The following is an 18,679-nucleotide window of genomic DNA, read 5'->3' on the forward strand; positions in this document are numbered from 1 at the left end:
CCATGAAGCATGCATTTCATGTATAATAACGCACTTTAATTAATAACCCCTATGGAGTGCGCATAATGGCAAAAGAACTAACGTTGTCAATTATTAAACCTGATGCTGTAGCTAAATCAGTTATTGGTCAAATTTATAGCCGTTTTGAAAATGCTGGTTTAGACATCGTTGCTGCTAAAATGGTTCAATTATCTCACCAGCAAGCCGAAGATTTCTATGATATTCACCGTGAACGCCCTTTCTTCAATGCGCTTGTTGAATTCATGATTTCTGGGCCTGTAATGATCCAAGCATTAAAAGGTGAGAATGCAGTATTGAAAAACAGAGAAATCATGGGTGCTACTAATCCTAAAGAAGCGGCTCCAGGCACAATTCGTGCTGATTTTGCTGACAGTATTGATGCGAATGCAGTGCATGGTTCTGATAGTCAAGAAAATGCTGCTCGTGAGATTGCATTCTTCTTCGAACCACATGAAGTGTGTGAGCGATAAGATTTAAGGTTTGGGATAAATATGACTGAGCAGAAAGTTAATCTATTGAATTACAATTATCAGCAAATGCGTGACCTTTTAAGCTCCTGGGGGGAACAACCTTACAGAGCACAGCAGATAATGCAATGGATTCATCAAGTAGGCTTGTCCGATTTTACGCAAATGACCAATCTTGGGAAAGCTTTAAGAGAAAAGCTTTCTCAGCGTTCCTTTATTGAGTTACCAGAAATTGTCACTTGTCAAAAATCCAGTGATGGTACACATAAGTGGTTGCTTAAACTTGAATGTGGCAACTGCATCGAAACTGTATTTATCCCTGAAGCAAATCGTGGTACTCTATGTGTATCATCGCAAGTTGGTTGTGCGTTGAACTGTTCATTTTGTTCTACAGCAAAACAAGGTTTTAACCGTAATCTAAGTACTGCGGAAATTATTGGCCAGGTGTGGGTAGCTGTCCGTGAGCTATCAACCAATAATGGCACTCATGACAAGCATTTAACGAATGTGGTCATGATGGGCATGGGGGAACCTTTACTCAATTTTGATAATGTGGTTTCTGCGATGAACATTATGATGGATGATTTTGCCTATGGACTATCAAAACGTCGTGTGACCTTAAGTACATCTGGCGTTTTACCTGATTTAGAGCGTTTAAAAGAAGTGAGCCCTGTAGCTTTAGCAGTATCTTTGCACGCTCCTAATGACAAATTGCGCAATGAGTTAGTGCCTATCAATAAAAAATATCCTTTAGTGCAATTGATGGCGTTATGTAAAAAATATTTTAAAGATGAACCAAGAAGAAAGGTAACCTTTGAGTATGTGATGTTAAAAGGTATTAATGATCAACCAGAGCATGCGAATCAGCTTATTAAACTGTTACATGATGTGCCCGCTAAGGTCAATTTAATTCCCTTTAACCCATTTCCAATGACGCAATATCAACGCTCATCCCAAGAAGCAATTGATGCGTTTAGAAATAAATTAATGGCACATGGAATTAATACAATAACTCGTAAAACACGAGGCGATGATATTGATGCTGCATGTGGTCAATTAGCCGGTGAAGTTCAGGATAGAACTAGCCGCTCACAAAGATGGCAAAAATTACATTTTATTCCTAAAGTTCATGAGACCGAAGAAAGAGCGTAATTTTTTTCATCAAATACAATATATGTAGGTTGAGCCTTGGCTCAACCTACATATGATGAACTCACGCTGATGGTAAATCAATATATTTTCTTAGTTAATTAATCACAAAACATTTTTAATTTATCGGTTAGCGGTTATAATGCGTTTCATCATTTCTAACCTTTTCTATTGTGAGTATTGTGTTAAAAGCGCGTTATCTCGTATTCATTATTGCTTATTTATTGGTACAAGCATGTGTGCATAATGAACAAACAGAGAAGCATAATTTGAAAAAGCCTGATCTTAGCAAGGCTGCTGCTTATAATGTGCAACTAGGTTTGGGATATTTAAAACAAGGTGACCGACCACGAGCTAAGAAAAAACTTCTAACGGCTTTAGAGCAAGAACCCAAATCACCCGATGTTAATTCAGCCATGGCTTATTATTTTGAACGAACAAATGAAGCAGAACGCGCTGAAAAATATTATTTAAAGGCGTTAGCCTTGGCTTCTAATGCAGGAGCTCAGAGCAATAATTATGGTGCTTTTTTATGTCGACAAGGTGATTATAAAAAGGCAGAGTATTATTTTTTAAACGCTGCGAATAATATGCATTATGTTCATACAGCTGGTGCTTACGAAAATGCTGGGCTTTGTGCTTTATCCGTTTCTCAATCAGAAAAAGCGAAGTTATATTTTATCAAGGCATTGAATCAAGATCCTACACGCAAAGTTTCCTTGGATGAACTTGTTAAATTAGATATTAAAGCTGGAAATTATTCTGAGGCCTATGCATTGTTGCGCAAGCACTCTGATTTAGTTTTAAATGATAGAACATTGTTGTCCTTAGCTAAGGACGTTGCCGAGAAAGTAGGTCAACATGATGTAGCTGTAGAATATGACAATAATCTTAAAAAAATAGATCCAAATCTCGATAATAGTGGAGAAAATAATGAATACAATAACCACGCTTGATGATAATGCAATTCTTCATACGATCAATCCTGGAGCGCAACTTGCAAATATACGCGAGCAAAAAGGGTATACAGTTGAATTTGTTGCTAATAAGTTACGTTTGAGAGCACGAATTATTGAACTCATCGAAGGTAATGAATTTGATTTATTACCTGGTCCTGTGTTTGTTAAAGGATACATAAGAGCTTATGCAAAGCTTGTGGAAGTTTCTCCTGAGCCTTATTTGGACGTGTTCAATCAGCAATTTGTTTCTGAGAAAAAACCTGAGCGCGCTTTATGGCAACAAAGCAAACGTGAACCCAATAAGGCAGAGCATGCTATTCGTTGGTTTACTATTTTATTTGCCTTAGGGGTGATTATCGCTGTAGGTGTTTGGTGGCAAAAAAACCAAGACAGCCAACAACAAATCTTCTCAGAGAAGACAACATCAGTGGATTTATCTTTAAATACTAATGTGCCAGCTGAAATCAAATTAACTGATATTTCTAAAATGCAATCCTTACTGCATCCTAAACCTGAAATGACTCCATTGGAGAAAACTGGTGAGTGAAAGAATACAAGCAATTCGAGGTATGAATGATATTCTACCCGAAAGCACAGGTTTATGGCGTCATATTGAGAAAACCTTTATTAATTGTTTGTTGAACTATGGTTATCAGGAAATTCGTTTTCCTATTGTTGAAAGCACGCAATTATTTAAGCGTACAATTGGTGAAGTTACCGACATCGTTGAAAAGGAAATGTATACCTTTAATGATCTCAACGGCGACAGCATTACATTAAGACCTGAAGGCACAGCAGGTTGTGTCAGAGCTTGTTTAGAACATGGCTTATTACATAATCAGCAACAAAAATTATGGTATATAGGCCCTATGTTTCGTCATGAGCGCCCACAAAAAGGTCGCTATCGACAGTTTAATCAATTAGGCGTTGAAGCATTAGGCATGCCAGGGCCGCAAATTGAGTTAGAACTTATTTCTTTGTGTCGCAAGTTTTGGAGGGAATTGGGTTTTGCTCATTTGGTGCAATTGCAAGTAAACACTCTAGGTGAATTGTCCGAACGCCAAAAATATAAAAATATCTTGGTCGAATATTTAAATGATCATTTTAATCAACTGGATGAAGACAGTAAGCGTCGTTTAACTCGTAATCCATTACGTATCTTAGATAGTAAGAATCCAGAAATGCAGCAATTGATTGTTAATGCACCTAAGTTAATGGATGTGCTTGAAAGCCCAAGCCGTGATCATTTCCATGCTTTTTGTAATGGTTTAGAAGCATTGCAAATTTCTTATGTAATTAATCCTGCATTAGTAAGAGGCCTTGATTATTACGGACATACTGTTTTTGAATGGGTTACTGATAAACTGGGCAGCCAGGCAACCATTTGTGCTGGTGGGCGTTATGATATTTTAGTAGAGCAATTAGGTGGTAATCCAACTCCTGCTGTAGGTTTTGCTTTAGGCATTGAGCGTATCTATCTCTTGATGGAAACACTGGAATTGCTAAAAAAAGAAACTGAAAAAAATTCAATGTTTATTATGGGAACGAGTGATGAAGCCATTGTTAAAGGGCTTGTTATGGCTGAGTCAATTCGAGCTACATATCCGCACCTTGAAGTGATCGTCAATACGGTCGGTGGCAGTTTTAAAAGCCAATTTAAAAAAGCAGATAAAAGCGGGGCGCGATTGGCTTTAGTGTTGGGAGATGAGGAAATGGCTAATCAAAAAGTGAGTATTAAAGATTTACGTCAAGAAACAGAGCAAGTTACAGTTGACCAAAGTGCACTGAATCAATTTTTATACAACTATTTAAAATAAGTTAAATGCTTAGGAGAGGGTTATGTCAGTTTATATGACAGAAGAGGAACAATTAGAATCGATAAAAAAATGGTGGAAGCAGTATGGTAACCTGATTACGGTTATTTTATCTATAGTGCTGTTTGCTATTGCCGGTTATCGATATCTAACCTGGCATCAGGATAAGTTGACTCAACAAGCTTCTATCGCGTATGAACAAATGATGCTTGCCTTATCAAACCATAATAACAAAACAGTAAAATCTTATGCAAACGAGCTTATTACCGACCATAATAGCACTGTTTATGCGGATGTGGCTCATATGACACTTGCTAAGATATATATTTCTAAGAATAAATTGGCGCAAGCGCAACGTGAATTAAAAGCTGTTGCAAATAACAGCAAAATGAATTCTTTAAAGCAAATTGCCAAAATCCGTATTGCACGTATTTTATCTGCGGAAAAAGCCTATACTGATGCTTTAAATGAATTGAATGTCGTGGTTGATGTTACTTATTTGCCTGTTATTAATGAATTGAAAGGCGATATTTATGGTGCTACAGGTAAATATGAAGAGGCCATGAGTTCCTACAAACAAGCAATTGAAGAAGTAAAAACTAATGGGATGGGAAATTTATTTCTAGAAATGAAATCTAATGAAGTTGCGGATAAGACGCACTCCATGGTTTCTGATGAACAAAAGATACAATCCGTATGATATATTTAGGGATTATTTGGTACAAACATAGCTCGTTAAGTTATGGTGTTAGTAATAATGAGGTTAGTATTTTATGAAATTAAGACTGTTTGTTTTAGCTCTTTGTGCCGCAATGCAAGGTTGCTCAAAGCTTGATGATTATATGCTTGGTAAAGACAATACACCTAAGCCAAAAGAATTGACTGAAATCCAGGATAAGGTCAAAGTATCACCAGGTTGGAGTGTATCTATAGGGAAATCTTCTAAGAATGGAGAATATTTAAGATTAAAGCCTGTAGTTCGTAGTGGAATAATTTATACTGCAGATCGTAGTGGCGCAGTTCATGCCGTTAAAAAGAATGATGGCCAAATAAAATGGACTACGCAATTAACTGATGACTTAGTAAGTGGCCCTGCAATTGGTAACGGTTATATTGCCATAGGAACTACCAACTCGTCAGTGGTTTTATTAAATCAGAACACTGGAAAAAAAGTTTGGCAAAAGAAAGTTTCCGGAGAAGTTTTTTCACCTCCAGCAATTGCTCATAATAAGGTAATTGCCAAGACAATTGATGGCAAGGTCTATGCTTTTAATGCAACCGATGGAAAGCAAATATGGGTTTCTGAACATGATTCACCAAATCTCGTGTTAAAAGCAAGTTCTTCACCTGTAGTTATGGGGAGCTTGGTTTTAATTGGTTTCCCTGATGGCAAAATGGATGCTTTAGATCTCAAGACTGGCCGCGTAGTCTGGCAGCGTAGTATTGCTTATGCTTCTGGAGCCAGTGATGTAGAGCGCTTGGTGGATATTGATGCAGATCCTATTGTCGATGGCAATGTGGTGTATTTGGGAAGCTATCAAGGATATATCGGTGCTTTATCTTTGGTTGATGGGCAGTTCGTTTGGAGAAAACCTGGCTCTGTCTACAAAAATATGTTGTTACGTGGTAATACCTTATATGTAAGTGATAGTCGTGATGTTCTTTGGTCTTTCAATAAGCAAAATGGCGAAGTGCACTGGAAGCAAAAATTATTAAAAGCCAGAGGCTTAACTGAGCCTGCTTTAGTTGGTAATAATTTGATTGTGGGAGATAAGACTGGATATTTGCATTTTATTGATGCAAAAACTGGTGAATTATTAGGCCGTTACAAAACATCAAGTAGTGTCAGTATCTCTCCAAGCGTGGTAGGAAAAACGCTTTATGTGTCAACGGATAATGGAATGCTTAATCAACTATCAGTGAGATAATGTAATGATCCCTGTAATTGCGCTGGTAGGGCGTCCTAATGTCGGAAAGTCTACTTTATTTAATAGATTGACCAAAACACAAGATGCGCTTGTTGCTGATTTTCCTGGTTTAACACGCGATAGACAATATGGACAAGCCTATCATGATGATAAGCCTTATATCATTATTGATACCGGCGGGATCGGTGTTGATGACATCGAGGTAGATTCCTTGATGTCGAAACAATCGACCATTGCTTTAAATGAAGCCGATATTGTGCTTTTTCTAGTTGATGGACGCTCCGGTTTAACCGGCATTGATGAGAATATTGCGAACAACTTACGAAAATTAAATAAAAAAGTGTATCTGGTAGTTAATAAAACAGAAGACAGCGATGAGGATATGGTTTGCGCTGATTTTCAGTCTTTAGGGATTGCTGATATTTACTCGATTTCGTCATCACATGGTCGTGGCATCACTTCTTTGCTTGATGATGTTCTTACGCCGTTTAGCTCTCAAATAGAAGAAGAGGCTGAAGATGAAGCGATTAAGATTACATTTGCTGGTCGTCCTAATGTTGGCAAATCAACCTTAATCAACCGTATTTTAGGTGAAGAGCGTGTTGTGGTATTTGATATGCCTGGAACAACACGCGATAGCATTTCTATTCCTTTTGAGCGTGATGAACAAAATTATGTCTTGATTGATACTGCTGGAGTGCGAAGAAAATCACGCATTGATGACAAAATTGAAAAATTTTCGGTAATCAAAACTTTGCAAGCAATTAAGGAAGCAAACGTTTGTTTGTTATTGCTGGATGCGAATGAAGGGATTACCGATCAAGACATGAACTTACTGGGATTTATTATTGAATCTGGTAAGGCTTTGGTCATCGCTGTAAATAAATGGGATGGCCAAGATGACGAGCATAAAGAGCAAATTAAAAGTGAATTATCGCGCCGATTGCATTTTGCTAATTTTGCTAAGATTCGTTTTATCTCTGCTTTGCATGGTAGTGGGGTAGGTACTTTATTTAAAGACATTAATGAAGCTTATGCTTCGGCAACTCAGTCTTTTTCTACTCCGCGATTAACACGCTTATTACAAGATTTGGTGACCAAGCATACACCACCATGTGTGAGTGGCCGACGCATAAAACTTCGCTATGCCCACCTAGGTGGACATAATCCTCCAATTATTGTTATTCATGGTAACCAGCTGGAAGCTCTTCCTGATAGTTATAAGCGTTATTTAAATAATGAATTTACCAAACACTTAAATTTAGTAGGTACTCCCTTAAAAGTTGAATTTAGAGGCGGATCAAATCCCTTTGCTGATAGAAAGAATAAGCTGTCACAACGACAAGTGAATAAAAAGCGTCGTTTAATGAGCTGGTCGAAAAAAATGAAAGCAAAATCCAAAACAAAGGTGAAAAAGGGTCGATAAGGTAACAAATATCTGGAATAAGGAATGTTCCCTCCCAAACCCAGCAGGGTTGTTCCTGAGCGCTCCACACGAAAATCAAGAGATTAAATTTAAGTCTATATGTAAATTATTTGTGAAAATTTTAAAAAAAGTTTATAATTACAGACAAGATTAACTCAATAAAGGTGCATCATGTCTTTGCCAAACTTCTTTTATATTAATAAAAGCTTCAAAAAATTAGATGAGATTAACGCTGATTTTAAAGAATATAAAGAAGAATATGAGATGATAAGGAAAGAGATATGTGAAATAGGGAAAGAAGAATTGAACAAAGATGAACAAGAATTAGAATCTCTTTTAGTCAAGTCTCTTCTTAAACTCACTGCTTTTATAAATAATTTGCCAAAAGATATAGATAAAAGAATAATCCTTCATCTTAATGAGGTTCTTGAGCATTCACTATCTGTTAACTCTATTTTAAAACAGTATATATTTTGCCCTATATCTAAGTCATCATTAGATTACTCATTCTTTGATGCTTCCAAACTCATAGTTCCTGCAATACATACGGACTATGGTCCAAAGAGTAAATATGCAGAGAGTGAGAACCAAATAAAAGTACGTATGCAGAGAAATAATGATGGTATAAAAGGATATTTAAGAGATATATTTACAGGCATTAAGGCGGGTACGAAGTACAGTATTACTGCTAGCCATGAAGTTCGACGTTTCTTTGTTTGTCCAATCAGCACTGACAAAAATGGAAAATCAAAGAATGTTCAATTGGATACAAATACGATCAAGGTTGGCGATTTGAAGTCAGACCCCAGCGTCTGCAACCATGTTGTTATATTTAATGGAAATGCAGGAGTTTATCACGAAGCACTCGAATTCAATTATTCACTAGCCTCTTCATTGTATAGGAAATTGGCAAATAAAGCGCTAACAGAAAGCAACTTTTCAACTACTTTGCAGATCACCTCATTTGATTATCGTAATGTTCATAATAGCAAAAGTGATGCTCCGATTACTGCATTAAATGAGTTAGTTGAGGATGGAATCGCACAAGTACAAAATTTATTGGATAAGGGGGCTGACCCAAGAAGAATTACGTTATTAGGAAATTCTCTCGGAGGCGTCGTTGGAACGCTCGTGGCAGAGCATTTTCACAATTTAGGAATTAAAGTTAGAATTTATAACATGCGTTCCCTCAGTTCAATCCAAAAATATTCTTCTGCAGTGGATACTCTAACTAATTTTTTTGGAAATAAGAAGCACCCTTGGAACGCAGATGCATTAGCAGCCTTTAATCGTATACCAACGGAAGATAAAGATTATGCAGTAATTCACCCTCCTAAGGCTAAACCCAATGCAGAGAAGAAAGATTTTGCTACTGATAAGACTATCTCCGACTATGCTTCTTTATATCGTGGTCTAAGAGATCAGCAAAAAAAGCTTGAGCATCCTGATGCTCCTGGTTTTTTGAATAAGTTTAAGTTGCCAACCTCTACTTGGGATGATTCAGAATTTATTCCTAGTAAAACACAACCTCATCCTGCGCACGGGTTTGATCCTAAGAAATCAGAACCAGAGAATAAAAACTTACGTAATGAACGTAAGTTTTTTATGCCAAAAGATGAAGCATCGGCTAATAGAAACTTGCATGCCGTATCTCCTCAAGAATTAAAAAGCCGAGCTAATCATGAGATAACTATGCAAGATAAGATAATTGATTTCTGTATGGATGGATTTGTTAGGGCTCATCGGGAAAAAGTAGAACACGATTTAGCTAATCAAGGAAGCTCATCTTCGAAAAATCCCCTATAACATCATTATATTTATTTAGCGTGAATTACAGGGGCCAGTCTCGGACGCATTGCCATTAAGTTAAGCCAGTTTTTTACTGCCTACATCCCGCGACTTGTTCGCGGGAGCCAGATTTCTGTATTTCGCGAACAAGTCGCAGAACGTAGGCAATCAGCCATATTCCTTAATTTAATGGCAGTGAGTCCCGGCCCTTCATATTTCATGATTACTTTTTGTCTTGGAGCTTTTTAAAAAGAACTCGGTCGTCTCTACAATCGTAAGGTCAATACATCACATGGAGCATGATTCACTGTAGCATGAGCTGTGCTTCCCAATAATGAATGTAAGCCTGAAACTGAATGGCTGCCAATAATGATCAATTGACAATTTAATTCTTTTACTTTGTTAAAAATATGTTCCTTGACTGAGCCAATATCAATAAATAATTGCTCTTTAGGAATATTAAAATTATCACCAAGTAATGATAAAACAGTTTGTGCATCGTCTTTTGCTGGTTGAGCCAATTCGGTAAAACCAAGGCCTTGAGCTAATTGAAAGCTGGCTGGTAGTTCAATGACATGTAAAAGATATAATTTGGCTTTAAATTGTTTGGCAATTTCAACTGCTTTTTGAGTGAGATGATTATGTTCACTCAGTAAATCTGTAGCAAATAAAATATTGGTGTACATTATCGCATCCTTCGCAATTAATAGAACTTCTTCTTAGCAGTGTAACTGATTTAAGACTTAGAGTGTTAGTGAGTAATGAAAAAATAATATCAGAGCAATTATTAAAATATTATTCCTTACTGTTGAAGCAAATGCTCTGCGTTGCGAAGGGCTTGTGGGTTAATTTCTTTTAAAGGAAGTACGACAAAATCTCGCGACAAGAGATGAGGGTGGGGAATTAGCAAGTTTTTTTTATGGTGGATGCATTGATACCCATAAAGAAGAATATCAATATCAATGACTCTAGGGCCCCAATGTTTTTTACGTACACGGCCCATAGTTTTCTCTATGTTCTGACAAGCAGTTAATAATTGAAAAGGAGAAAGCCGTGTTTTGATTTCAATAACTGCATTGCAAAAATTTTGCTGGGTATGCAGTCCCCATGCTTTAGTCCAATAAAAATGTGAGACTTTGGTTACTGCAGTAAATTCTAATGTGCGAAGGGCGTAAATAGCGTTTCTGAGTTGGCGTTCTGGTGATTTTTGATTTGAACCTAATCCCAGATAACAAATAATCATTTATTCGCCTTTGGTTTTCTGCGGCGTTTTGGTTTTGAAGGAGCGTCAGAATTTAGTTGTGCAACCATTTTGATACGCATTTCTTCGCTTGCATCTTGAAACGACGTCCACCATTGGGCTAGATCTATTGCTTCATCACCAGCTAGCGCACGTAGTGCCATAAAATCATAAGCGGCACGAAAACGTGGATGCTGTAAGAGATTAAATGCTCTACCACCTTGGCGTTTCGCAAAACGATACTGTAATAACCATATTTCACGAATAATTTGGCTGTAACGTTTGGGGATGAAAACAATTTTATTTTGTTCAGAAATAACTTGCGACATGCCTTTTTCTACTGCTGGTAAAGGCTCTATACCTGAGGCTTGCAGCTGCTTTGAGCGTTCAATCATAGGGAACCACAAAAGCACAGCAAATAAAAATGCAGGGGTAACTGGTTTATTATCATGAATACGAATATCTGTATTTTCCAGAGCAATCGTAAGCAATGCGTTAACAGGATATTGGTTGTTATGCTGCAAGGCAGCGGTTTGTGGGCATAAATGCTCGAACAAACCGTATTCTATGAGTAGTTTTTGTACTGTTTCAGCATTTCCGCACTGATAAAGCTTAGTCATTTCATCAAATAGGCGTGAGCTGGAAACATGAGTGATCAAATGGCTAATTGCTGGAAACGGTGCTGCCGTTTCTGGTGCCAGATTAAAATGGAGCTTGGCACTAAAGCGTACTGCACGCAACATGCGTACGGGATCTTCTTGATAGCGTGTAACTGGATCTCCTATGATGCTAATGAGTTTTTGATGCACATCATTAACACCACCAGTGAAATCAATGATGCTTGAATCAGTAATATTGTAGTAGAGTGAGTTGATTGTAAAATCACGTCTCCATGCATCTTCATCTAAGGAACCAAAAGCATTGTCACGAACTAACATACCACGGTCATTGGTTTGCTGATTTTCATCTGTTGCAACATGGCTACGAAAGGTGGCCACTTCAATAATTTCGCGATGAAAAATAATATGAACCAGCTTAAAACGACGTCCGATGATGCGTCCATTTCTAAACAAGCTTTTAATTTGAGTAGGCGTTGCATTGGTTGCCACATCAAAATCTTTAGGGGCTTTATGCAGCAATAGATCTCTGACACTACCACCAACAATGTATGCTTGAAAGCCATTACTAATTAAACGGTTAAGCACTTTTAATGCATTACTGCTAATGTCCGCTTTAGAGATGGAATGCTTATTTCTAGGAATGATGTAGGCTGTATTAATAGGACACGATGGCGTTCTATTTCTCTTTAGCAGCTTTTTGATGAATTTGATGATTGTACTTTCTCACTTATAAAATTAAACCGATGTAATTATAACGAAGCAAAACAATAAAGTGAATCTTTTGTCTTTATAAATATTGGTTTATGTGTGTATAGTGTGGTGTAAGTTGATTCATCTTGAGATACGGTAGAGGGTGTGATGGAATTTTTAGATATTGCTGCCAGTTTGATTGTGCTGATCATTTTAGAGGTTGTTTTAGGTATAGATAATCTAGTCATTTTATCTATTTTAACGGAGAAACTGCCAAAACATCAGCGTCAAAAAGCACGGCGATGGGGTTTAACTTTTTCTTGGGTAACTCGTTTATTATTGTTATTATTAGCTGTAGAAATGGTTAAGCTCACACGACCGTTGATCTCCATTAGTGAACTATCCCTTTCTGCGCGAGATTTATTTCTTATTGCCGGCGGCGCTTTTTTAATTTGGAAAGCAACTGATGAAATTCATCATGATGTGACTGAAGACTCCGAATCAACTGTCAACAATAAAATGACTTTCAAAAAGATAACTTTCAAAATGGTTGTTTTCCAAGTAGCTGTTATGGATATTATTTTTTCTTTGGACAGTGTTTTAACCGCAGTAGGATTAACCACGCGATTTTGGGTGATGAGCTTTGCAATTACTTGTGCCATTTTAATTATGATTTTTGCCAGCGAAGGAGTGAGTCAATTTATTAATCGTCACCCAACAGTTAAAATGCTGGCTTTAAGTTACTTAATTTTAATTGGCATGGTGCTGGTTGCTGATGGTTTCTCTTTCCATATTCCTAGAGGATATGTGTATTTTGCAATGGGATTTTCATTGGCCGTAGAGTGGTTAAACCTAATGAAGCGATCACGAAAAAAAAATAGAAAAGGAGCTGATAATTAATATGTTGTATGTTAAAGCGTTTCACATCATTACCATGGTTGCTTGGTTTTCCGGGTTATTCTATTTGCCACGTTTGTTTGTATATCATGCTGAAAGTCATGATGTGCTAAGCTGCGAACGATTTAAAATCATGGAGCGGCGCTTATATTATGGAATTACTTGGCCTGCGGCGATTCTCACAACGTGTTTGGGCTTATGGCTTCTTAGTTATAATATAGAATATTACCTAAAAGCATGGTGGATGCATGCGAAATTGAGTTTAGTGGGGGTTGTGTGGATTTATCATTTATTCTGTGGGCACTTTCGTAAGAATTTTGCTAAAGATCAAAATAAATATAGTCCGCTATTTTTTAGAGTTTATAATGAAATACCCACTTTATTACTAGTGGGCATTGTTTTATTGGTCGTGGTGAAATAAAAATTAATCCATTTCAACCATATCAAAATCTTCCTTGCCAGCACCACAATCAGGGCAAAACCAATTTTCTGGCACATCTTCCCAGCGTGTGCCAGGTTCGATACCGTCTTCAGGCCAACCTTCAGCTTCATCGTAGATAAAGCCACAAATAACGCAAATATATTTTTTGTATTCTTGCATAATTGTTCGTACTCATATGAAAAAGGGGTAATTTAGCTATTGTGAGTCAGGATGTAAAGTAGGGTGTGTTTGCAATTCTAAAAATGGGTTGACTTTCTGTGCTCCGATTTGGCTTACACCCTAGTCAAAACCTTTTTGCCAAATTTTCTAATTATCTGTAATATACCTGCAAAATTTATGGAGATCTTTATGACTCGTTCTACAGATTTATTTCAACATGCACAAACCCTTATTCCTGGTGGCGTGAATTCCCCTGTACGTGCCTTCAAAGGAGTTGGTGGTGCGCCTATTTTTTTCAAGCAAGGGAAAGGTGCTTATCTTATTGATGTTGATAATAAAAGTTATATTGATTATGTGGGGTCGTGGGGGCCATTAATCCTGGGGCATTGTCATCCTGCAGTGATTGCTGCTGTAAATGAAGTGCTTCATAGTGGTATGAGTTTTGGCGCACCTACAGAACTGGAAGTGCAATTAGCTGAAAAGATCATCTCGCTAATCCCATCTATTGAAAAAGTACGCATGGTGAATTCTGGGACTGAAGCGACCATGACGGCAATTAGACTGGCGCGTGGTGTTACTGGTAAAAATAAATTTATTAAATTTAATGGCTGTTATCATGGCCATAGTGACAGTTTGTTGGTGAAAGCAGGATCAGGGTTATTAACGTTGGGAATTCCTTCAACACCTGGAATTCCGCAAAGTGTTACTGAGCATACCTTAACTGCAAATTTTAATGATTTAGAGCAAACAGCTGCCTTATTTGAGAAATTCCCTGAGGATATTGCGGCTGTAATTTTAGAACCAGTGGCTGGAAATATGGGTTTTGTCATGCCCGATGCTGATTTCTTAAAAGGATTACGTGAGCTTTGTGACCATTACAATGCTTTATTAATTTTTGATGAAGTGATGACTGGTTTTCGCGTTGGTTTAACTGGGGCGCAGGGGGTTTTTGGCATTAAACCGGATATTACGACTTTGGGTAAAGTCATTGGTGGTGGTATGCCCGTGGGCGCTTTGGGTGCAAATGCAGAGATTATGTCGCATTTAGCACCTGAAGGCCCTGTTTATCAAGCAGGAACTTTATCTGGAAATCCCTTAGCTATGGCTGCAGGTCTTGCGACCTTAAATGAAATAGCAAAACCGGGATTTTTTGAGGTGTTAAGTCATACAACTAAGCAGTTAATTCAAGCTTTGGCTGCAGTGGCTGAATCTTTGCATGTACCTTTCTTTACTGCAAGTTTAGGTGGAATGTTTGGTTTTTGTTTTACTGAGAAAACACGAATTACTGATTATGCAGATGTGGCGGTATCTGATGAGGTATTATTCAAGAAGTTTTATCATGGGATGTTGGATAAAGGAGTTTATTTTGCTCCATCAATGTATGAAGCAGGTTTTGTTTCCAGTGCTCATGGAGATGAGGAAATTCGTAAGACGCAAGAAGCTGCGGAGCAGGTACTTACTGAGTTGATGAGATAAATAAAAATGTTGAAGCATTGTCCATAGAAATAAACTCACGTTCAAAGCTTTAAAGGAAGAGCAATGGTATCTTTATTAAAAAGAAACAAGAGCATACAGTTAATGCCAGAGGGAGTGTTTTCTTTATGCGCTATACAAATAGTTTCCACTTTAAGCTTTAGTGTGCTTTATTCAACCCTTGTTTTATTCATGGAAAGTAACTTAGGAGTTCCGGTCAGCACAGCACATAGTATCATGGGAGTATTTGTTGCATTTAACTACGCTTTACACCTTTTGGGTGGATTTTGGGGCGGCCGTTTTATCTCTAATCGCGCGCTATTTTGTCTGGGGATGGTGCTGCAAGTTATAGGTTGTATTTTACTTTCATTCAGTACGGTTAATTTTCTGTATTATGGCCTTGCTGTCTATTTAACCGGTTCGGGTCTTAATGTTACCTGCTTAAATTGCATGCTTACCCAGCGTTTCGCACCCGATGATCCTCGAAGAGAAACTGCTTTTTTAATCAATTATGCAGGGATGAACGTTGGTTTTTTTATTGGCTTTAGTATGAGCGGCATATTTCAACTTACTCAAAGTTATGAACGTCTTTTTTTAATCAGTAGCTTAGGTAATTTATGTGCTTTAATTCTTTGTTTGTGCTGCTGGAGGCAATTAGCAGATCGAGGCACTTTATTTTCACAAAAAAATAAAATAGAACAAAAAAAAGCGAATAGGGTGGGGTTATTGCTGATTCTTGTTCTTCCTTTTATATTAAGTGTGTTGTTGCATAATGCCGATTGGGCAAAGAAATTGGTCTTAATTACTGGAGCAGTGATGATTGTTTTTGCCTTGTATTTAGCGAAACAACAGCCTACTAAATTAGCACAAAATAAATTATTCGCTTTTGTCATATTTATGACCATTGGAATCATCTTTTTTATGCTCTATCATGTAGCTCCCATGGGACTTACCATGTTTGTTAATTACAACGTACAACGCGAATATGCTCAGTGGATTATTCCGCCGCAATGGTTTCAAAATATTAATACCGTATGTATTGCATTTGGTGGGCCATTACTTGGAATTCTCATGAATCGGCTTCGTCAGCAAGGGCTACAAATAAATATTCCTACCCAATTTGCTCTTTCCTTACTGTGTATTGGTGTAGGATTTGTTATCCTACCGGTGGGCATTGTTTATGCTAATCATGCAGGATTAGTAAATTCTACCTGGATTGTTGTAAGTTATATATTACAAAGTGCTGGTGAATTATTAATTTCTCCCATAGGTTATGGAATGATTGGGTATCTAGCCCCTTCTTATTTGCAAGGTACCATTATGGGGATGTGGATGCTGACTTCAGGAGTCGGTGGTGCTTTAGCAAGCTATAGTTCGAGTTGGATGATTGTTGGACAAGACAGCGTTTCTCCTCTGGCGACTAATCGTGGTTATAGTCATGTGTTTCTTTTATTAGGGTTGTTTGCAATTGCATCTTCAATAGTGGCTTTTATTCTTGTACCGCGTTTGCGCATGTTAACGCGTGAGGATACAAATCAAATAGAAATGTCAAAATCAATGGTTGTATGTGAGTAAATTTTTTGTACCTATAAAAACAGCGGCGCTTAGTTGGCATGATGAGCTGCCATTTTCATTAGAATATAATGACATATACCATTCAACGCAGAATGGCATTGAGCAAAGTCGTTATGTATTTGTTGATGGGAATAATTTAATTCCTCGTTGGCAGGCTTTAACGCAAGAAACCTTTACTCTTGGTGAAACGGGTTTTGGGATGGGTTTAAATTTTCTTCTTGCTTGGAAGTTGTGGGAAGAGCATGCGCCACAATCATCATGCTTACATTTTATTTCTTGCGAACAACACCCGTTTATGCGTGATGATTTAATACGCGCTTTAAAACATTGGCCTCAGGTGCAAAAATATGCACAACAATTGATAACTAAGTATCCTGTTTTAACTCCTGGATATCATCATCTAAGTTTTGCTCAAGATCGAGTGCGTTTGACTTTAATGTTAGGAGATGTACTGGAATGCTATGAACAATTGTTAATTTGCGGTGATGCTCAATTAGAATCTACGCTTAGAGCTTCTTTTATTGATGCTTGGTATCTTGATGGTTTTGCTCCAACAAAAAATGAACGCATGTGGTCTGATACTATATTTAAAGTAATTGCTTTATTGTCAAAACCAGGAACTACTTTAGCTACATATACTGCAGCGGCAGTAGTCAAAAAAAGTTTAAAACAAAATGGTTTTACAGTAGAAAAAAAGAAAGGCTTTGGTGAAAAACGGCATATGGTGAGTGCGTATTTTAATACGCTACCTGCTCAAAGTATAAAATGTCGACATACTCCTTGGCAGCAAAGTTATCCAGAACGGTATAATAAAAAATCTGCCATTATTATTGGTGCAGGTTTGGCTGGATGTTTTACTGCCCATGCCTTGGCTAAACGAGGGTGGCAAATTACTTTAATTGATGAACACGATCGGGTAGGCATGGGAGCCTCTGCAAATCAACAAGCGGTATTGTTTCCAAAATTATCGGCTTATACTTCGCCTTTAACGCAGTTAATGCTCAGTGCCTTTTTGTATGCAAGAACTGCTTATGAATCCATTTTAAAACAAGCAGACATCGGCGAACTAAATGGCTCTTTATTGTTAGCACATAATAAAAAAGAGCAATTGGCACAAGCCAGTTTATTTGAATGGCTACAGTATTATCCCTCTTTAGGCGTTTTAGTAAGCCCAGAACAAGCTTCAAAATTATCAGGTTTACCTCTAGAAGAATCAGGACTATTTATTCCTTTCTCCGGCTGGATAAATTCTCCTGCTTTATGCCAATTTTTAGTGAATTGTGAAGCAATTTCTTTAGTGACGAATACAAAGGTAGAGCAACTGCATTATGATAAACAATGGCAGGTTAATGATTGGGAAACAGAAGTATTGATTTTAGCCAATGGTTATCAAATTACTTCATTTAAAGAGGCTGAATACTTACCCATAAAACCTATTCGTGGGCAAATGACCACCATTACTTCTACACATGAAAGTAGTTTGTTAAAAGTGCCTTTATTTGCTGTAGGTCACGTTTTACCTCAGCAACAGGGAGTGCATCGTTTAGGGGCTACTTATGAATTAAAAACGGCAGAATCCTCAATTAAACATCAAGATGATTTACTTAATTTAGCCAAATTACAGCAATTAGTGCCGGCAGTATCTTGGTCTGAAGAAATCATTGAACAATGGGCTGGAGTGAGAGCAACCACTACCGATTATTTACCCATTGTTGGACGAATCGTCAATGCATCTCAATTTAGAAAAGTCTATGCTGGATTAGAAAGCAACTCAAAACGCTGGATTGCCCAAGCTGGTCCCTATTATCCAGGACTGTATGCCTGTACTGGTTTTGGTTCGCGAGGCTTGACAACAATCCCTTTATGCGCTGAATGGTTGGCTTCTTTAATCAATCAAGAAGTAAGTTTTTTGCCAAGAAATTTACAACAAGCCTTGTCTCCAGCACGCTTCTTACGCAAAAATATTTTACGTGGTAAATAGGGATATCAGGTATCTCTATTGAGATGTACTACTCATTAGCGCATAATAAT

18 protein-coding genes are annotated in these 18,679 nt (G+C 37.5%); 14 read left to right on the forward strand and 4 right to left on the reverse strand.

Annotated features, from left to right (window positions below; translation table 11 throughout):
- Positions 1–65 precede the first annotated feature (65 nt).
- The 9 genes from ndk to QM652_RS00325 all read left to right on the forward strand — a co-directional run bounded on the left by ndk (position 66) and on the right by QM652_RS00325 (position 9,570).
- On the forward strand, positions 66–491 hold the full coding sequence (gene ndk, locus QM652_RS00285) for a nucleoside-diphosphate kinase (protein WP_415072145.1): 426 nt from the start codon (positions 66–68) through the stop codon (positions 489–491).
- A gap of 21 nt (positions 492–512) precedes the next feature.
- Positions 513–1,640: a 23S rRNA (adenine(2503)-C(2))-methyltransferase RlmN gene (gene rlmN, locus QM652_RS00290; RefSeq protein WP_415072146.1), complete on the forward strand. Its 1,128-nt coding sequence runs from the start codon at positions 513–515 to the stop codon at positions 1,638–1,640.
- 179 nt (positions 1,641–1,819) lie between these two features.
- Positions 1,820–2,593 carry a type IV pilus biogenesis/stability protein PilW gene (pilW, locus tag QM652_RS00295; RefSeq protein ID WP_415072147.1) on the forward strand — a complete coding sequence of 258 codons (774 nt, stop codon included), beginning with the start codon at positions 1,820–1,822 and terminating at the stop codon, positions 2,591–2,593.
- A complete protein-coding gene (locus QM652_RS00300) occupies positions 2,571–3,143 on the forward strand; it encodes a helix-turn-helix domain-containing protein (protein WP_415072148.1) in 573 nt (190 codons plus the stop codon). The genes pilW and QM652_RS00300 overlap by 23 nt, the downstream gene beginning before the upstream one ends.
- A complete protein-coding gene (hisS, locus tag QM652_RS00305; protein ID WP_415072241.1) occupies positions 3,133–4,413 on the forward strand; it encodes a histidine--tRNA ligase in 1,281 nt (426 codons plus the stop codon). Before QM652_RS00300 ends, hisS begins: the two co-directional genes overlap by 11 nt.
- Positions 4,414–4,435: 22 nt before the next feature.
- The gene (locus tag QM652_RS00310; RefSeq protein WP_415072149.1) at positions 4,436–5,110 is read left to right on the forward strand and encodes a YfgM family protein; all 675 of its coding nucleotides are present in this window, start codon (positions 4,436–4,438) and stop codon (positions 5,108–5,110) included.
- A 73-nt stretch (positions 5,111–5,183) separates the two neighbouring features.
- A complete protein-coding gene (gene bamB, locus QM652_RS00315; RefSeq protein WP_415072150.1) occupies positions 5,184–6,338 on the forward strand; it encodes an outer membrane protein assembly factor BamB in 1,155 nt (384 codons plus the stop codon).
- A 4-nt stretch (positions 6,339–6,342) separates the two neighbouring features.
- Positions 6,343–7,764 (forward strand): ribosome biogenesis GTPase Der, encoded by a 1,422-nt coding sequence (der, locus tag QM652_RS00320; RefSeq protein ID WP_415072151.1) that lies wholly within the window; start codon positions 6,343–6,345, stop codon positions 7,762–7,764.
- Positions 7,765–7,935: 171 nt separating this feature from the next.
- A complete protein-coding gene (locus tag QM652_RS00325) occupies positions 7,936–9,570 on the forward strand; it encodes a hypothetical protein (RefSeq protein ID WP_415072152.1) in 1,635 nt (544 codons plus the stop codon).
- A 248-nt stretch (positions 9,571–9,818) separates the two neighbouring features.
- Here QM652_RS00325 and QM652_RS00330 read toward each other — a convergent pair whose 3' ends face one another.
- The 3 genes from QM652_RS00330 to pcnB form a co-directional block, all read right to left on the reverse strand.
- Positions 9,819–10,238 carry a universal stress protein gene (locus QM652_RS00330; protein WP_415072153.1) on the reverse strand — a complete coding sequence of 140 codons (420 nt, stop codon included), beginning with the start codon at positions 10,236–10,238 and terminating at the stop codon, positions 9,819–9,821.
- A 116-nt stretch (positions 10,239–10,354) separates the two neighbouring features.
- A complete protein-coding gene (gene folK / locus QM652_RS00335; protein WP_415072154.1) occupies positions 10,355–10,795 on the reverse strand; it encodes a 2-amino-4-hydroxy-6-hydroxymethyldihydropteridine diphosphokinase in 441 nt (146 codons plus the stop codon).
- Positions 10,792–12,105 carry a polynucleotide adenylyltransferase PcnB gene (pcnB, locus tag QM652_RS00340; RefSeq protein WP_415072242.1) on the reverse strand — a complete coding sequence of 438 codons (1,314 nt, stop codon included), beginning with the start codon at positions 12,103–12,105 and terminating at the stop codon, positions 10,792–10,794. The genes folK and pcnB overlap by 4 nt, the downstream gene beginning before the upstream one ends.
- Before the next feature lie 165 nt (positions 12,106–12,270).
- Here pcnB and QM652_RS00345 point away from each other — a divergent pair, with 165 nt between their 5' ends.
- On the forward strand, positions 12,271–13,002 hold the full coding sequence (locus QM652_RS00345; RefSeq protein WP_415072155.1) for a TerC family protein: 732 nt from the start codon (positions 12,271–12,273) through the stop codon (positions 13,000–13,002).
- A 1-nt stretch (position 13,003) separates the two neighbouring features.
- A complete protein-coding gene (locus tag QM652_RS00350) occupies positions 13,004–13,420 on the forward strand; it encodes a CopD family protein (RefSeq protein WP_415072156.1) in 417 nt (138 codons plus the stop codon).
- 3 nt (positions 13,421–13,423) lie between these two features.
- Here the strand turns inward: QM652_RS00350 and QM652_RS00355 are convergent, their stop codons facing one another.
- Positions 13,424–13,600: a rubredoxin gene (locus QM652_RS00355; RefSeq protein ID WP_058535029.1), complete on the reverse strand. Its 177-nt coding sequence runs from the start codon at positions 13,598–13,600 to the stop codon at positions 13,424–13,426.
- Positions 13,601–13,789: 189 nt separating this feature from the next.
- On the opposite strand from QM652_RS00355, the gene hemL reads away from it, so the two are divergent.
- The 3 genes from hemL to mnmC all read left to right on the forward strand — a co-directional run bounded on the left by hemL (position 13,790) and on the right by mnmC (position 18,629).
- On the forward strand, positions 13,790–15,076 hold the full coding sequence (gene hemL, locus QM652_RS00360) for a glutamate-1-semialdehyde 2,1-aminomutase (RefSeq protein WP_415072157.1): 1,287 nt from the start codon (positions 13,790–13,792) through the stop codon (positions 15,074–15,076).
- A gap of 63 nt (positions 15,077–15,139) precedes the next feature.
- Positions 15,140–16,648, forward strand: coding sequence for a peptide MFS transporter (locus QM652_RS00365; RefSeq protein WP_415072158.1), 1,509 nt, complete (start codon positions 15,140–15,142; stop codon positions 16,646–16,648).
- A complete protein-coding gene (gene mnmC, locus QM652_RS00370; protein WP_415072159.1) occupies positions 16,641–18,629 on the forward strand; it encodes a bifunctional tRNA (5-methylaminomethyl-2-thiouridine)(34)-methyltransferase MnmD/FAD-dependent 5-carboxymethylaminomethyl-2-thiouridine(34) oxidoreductase MnmC in 1,989 nt (662 codons plus the stop codon). Before QM652_RS00365 ends, mnmC begins: the two co-directional genes overlap by 8 nt.
- The last annotated feature ends 50 nt before the right edge of the window (positions 18,630–18,679 follow it).

It is taken from the genome of Legionella sp. (genome assembly GCF_047605385.1).
GTDB lineage: Bacteria > Pseudomonadota > Gammaproteobacteria > Legionellales > Legionellaceae > Legionella.

Coding starts and splice junctions, on each gene's coding strand:
- rlmN (WP_415072146.1), top strand. CDS start 513: ATGACTGAGCAGAAAGTTAATCTATTGAATTACAATTATCAGCAAATG.
- QM652_RS00355 (WP_058535029.1), bottom strand. CDS start 13,600: ATGCAAGAATACAAAAAATATATTTGCGTTATTTGTGGCTTTATCTAC.
- folK (WP_415072154.1), bottom strand. CDS start 10,795: ATGATTATTTGTTATCTGGGATTAGGTTCAAATCAAAAATCACCAGAA.
- QM652_RS00310 (WP_415072149.1), top strand. CDS start 4,436: ATGTCAGTTTATATGACAGAAGAGGAACAATTAGAATCGATAAAAAAA.
- hemL (WP_415072157.1), top strand. CDS start 13,790: ATGACTCGTTCTACAGATTTATTTCAACATGCACAAACCCTTATTCCT.
- QM652_RS00325 (WP_415072152.1), top strand. CDS start 7,936: ATGTCTTTGCCAAACTTCTTTTATATTAATAAAAGCTTCAAAAAATTA.
- QM652_RS00345 (WP_415072155.1), top strand. CDS start 12,271: ATGGAATTTTTAGATATTGCTGCCAGTTTGATTGTGCTGATCATTTTA.
- QM652_RS00365 (WP_415072158.1), top strand. CDS start 15,140: ATGGTATCTTTATTAAAAAGAAACAAGAGCATACAGTTAATGCCAGAG.
- ndk (WP_415072145.1), top strand. CDS start 66: ATGGCAAAAGAACTAACGTTGTCAATTATTAAACCTGATGCTGTAGCT.
- QM652_RS00350 (WP_415072156.1), top strand. CDS start 13,004: ATGTTGTATGTTAAAGCGTTTCACATCATTACCATGGTTGCTTGGTTT.
- QM652_RS00330 (WP_415072153.1), bottom strand. CDS start 10,238: ATGTACACCAATATTTTATTTGCTACAGATTTACTGAGTGAACATAAT.
- QM652_RS00300 (WP_415072148.1), top strand. CDS start 2,571: ATGAATACAATAACCACGCTTGATGATAATGCAATTCTTCATACGATC.
- der (WP_415072151.1), top strand. CDS start 6,343: ATGATCCCTGTAATTGCGCTGGTAGGGCGTCCTAATGTCGGAAAGTCT.
- bamB (WP_415072150.1), top strand. CDS start 5,184: ATGAAATTAAGACTGTTTGTTTTAGCTCTTTGTGCCGCAATGCAAGGT.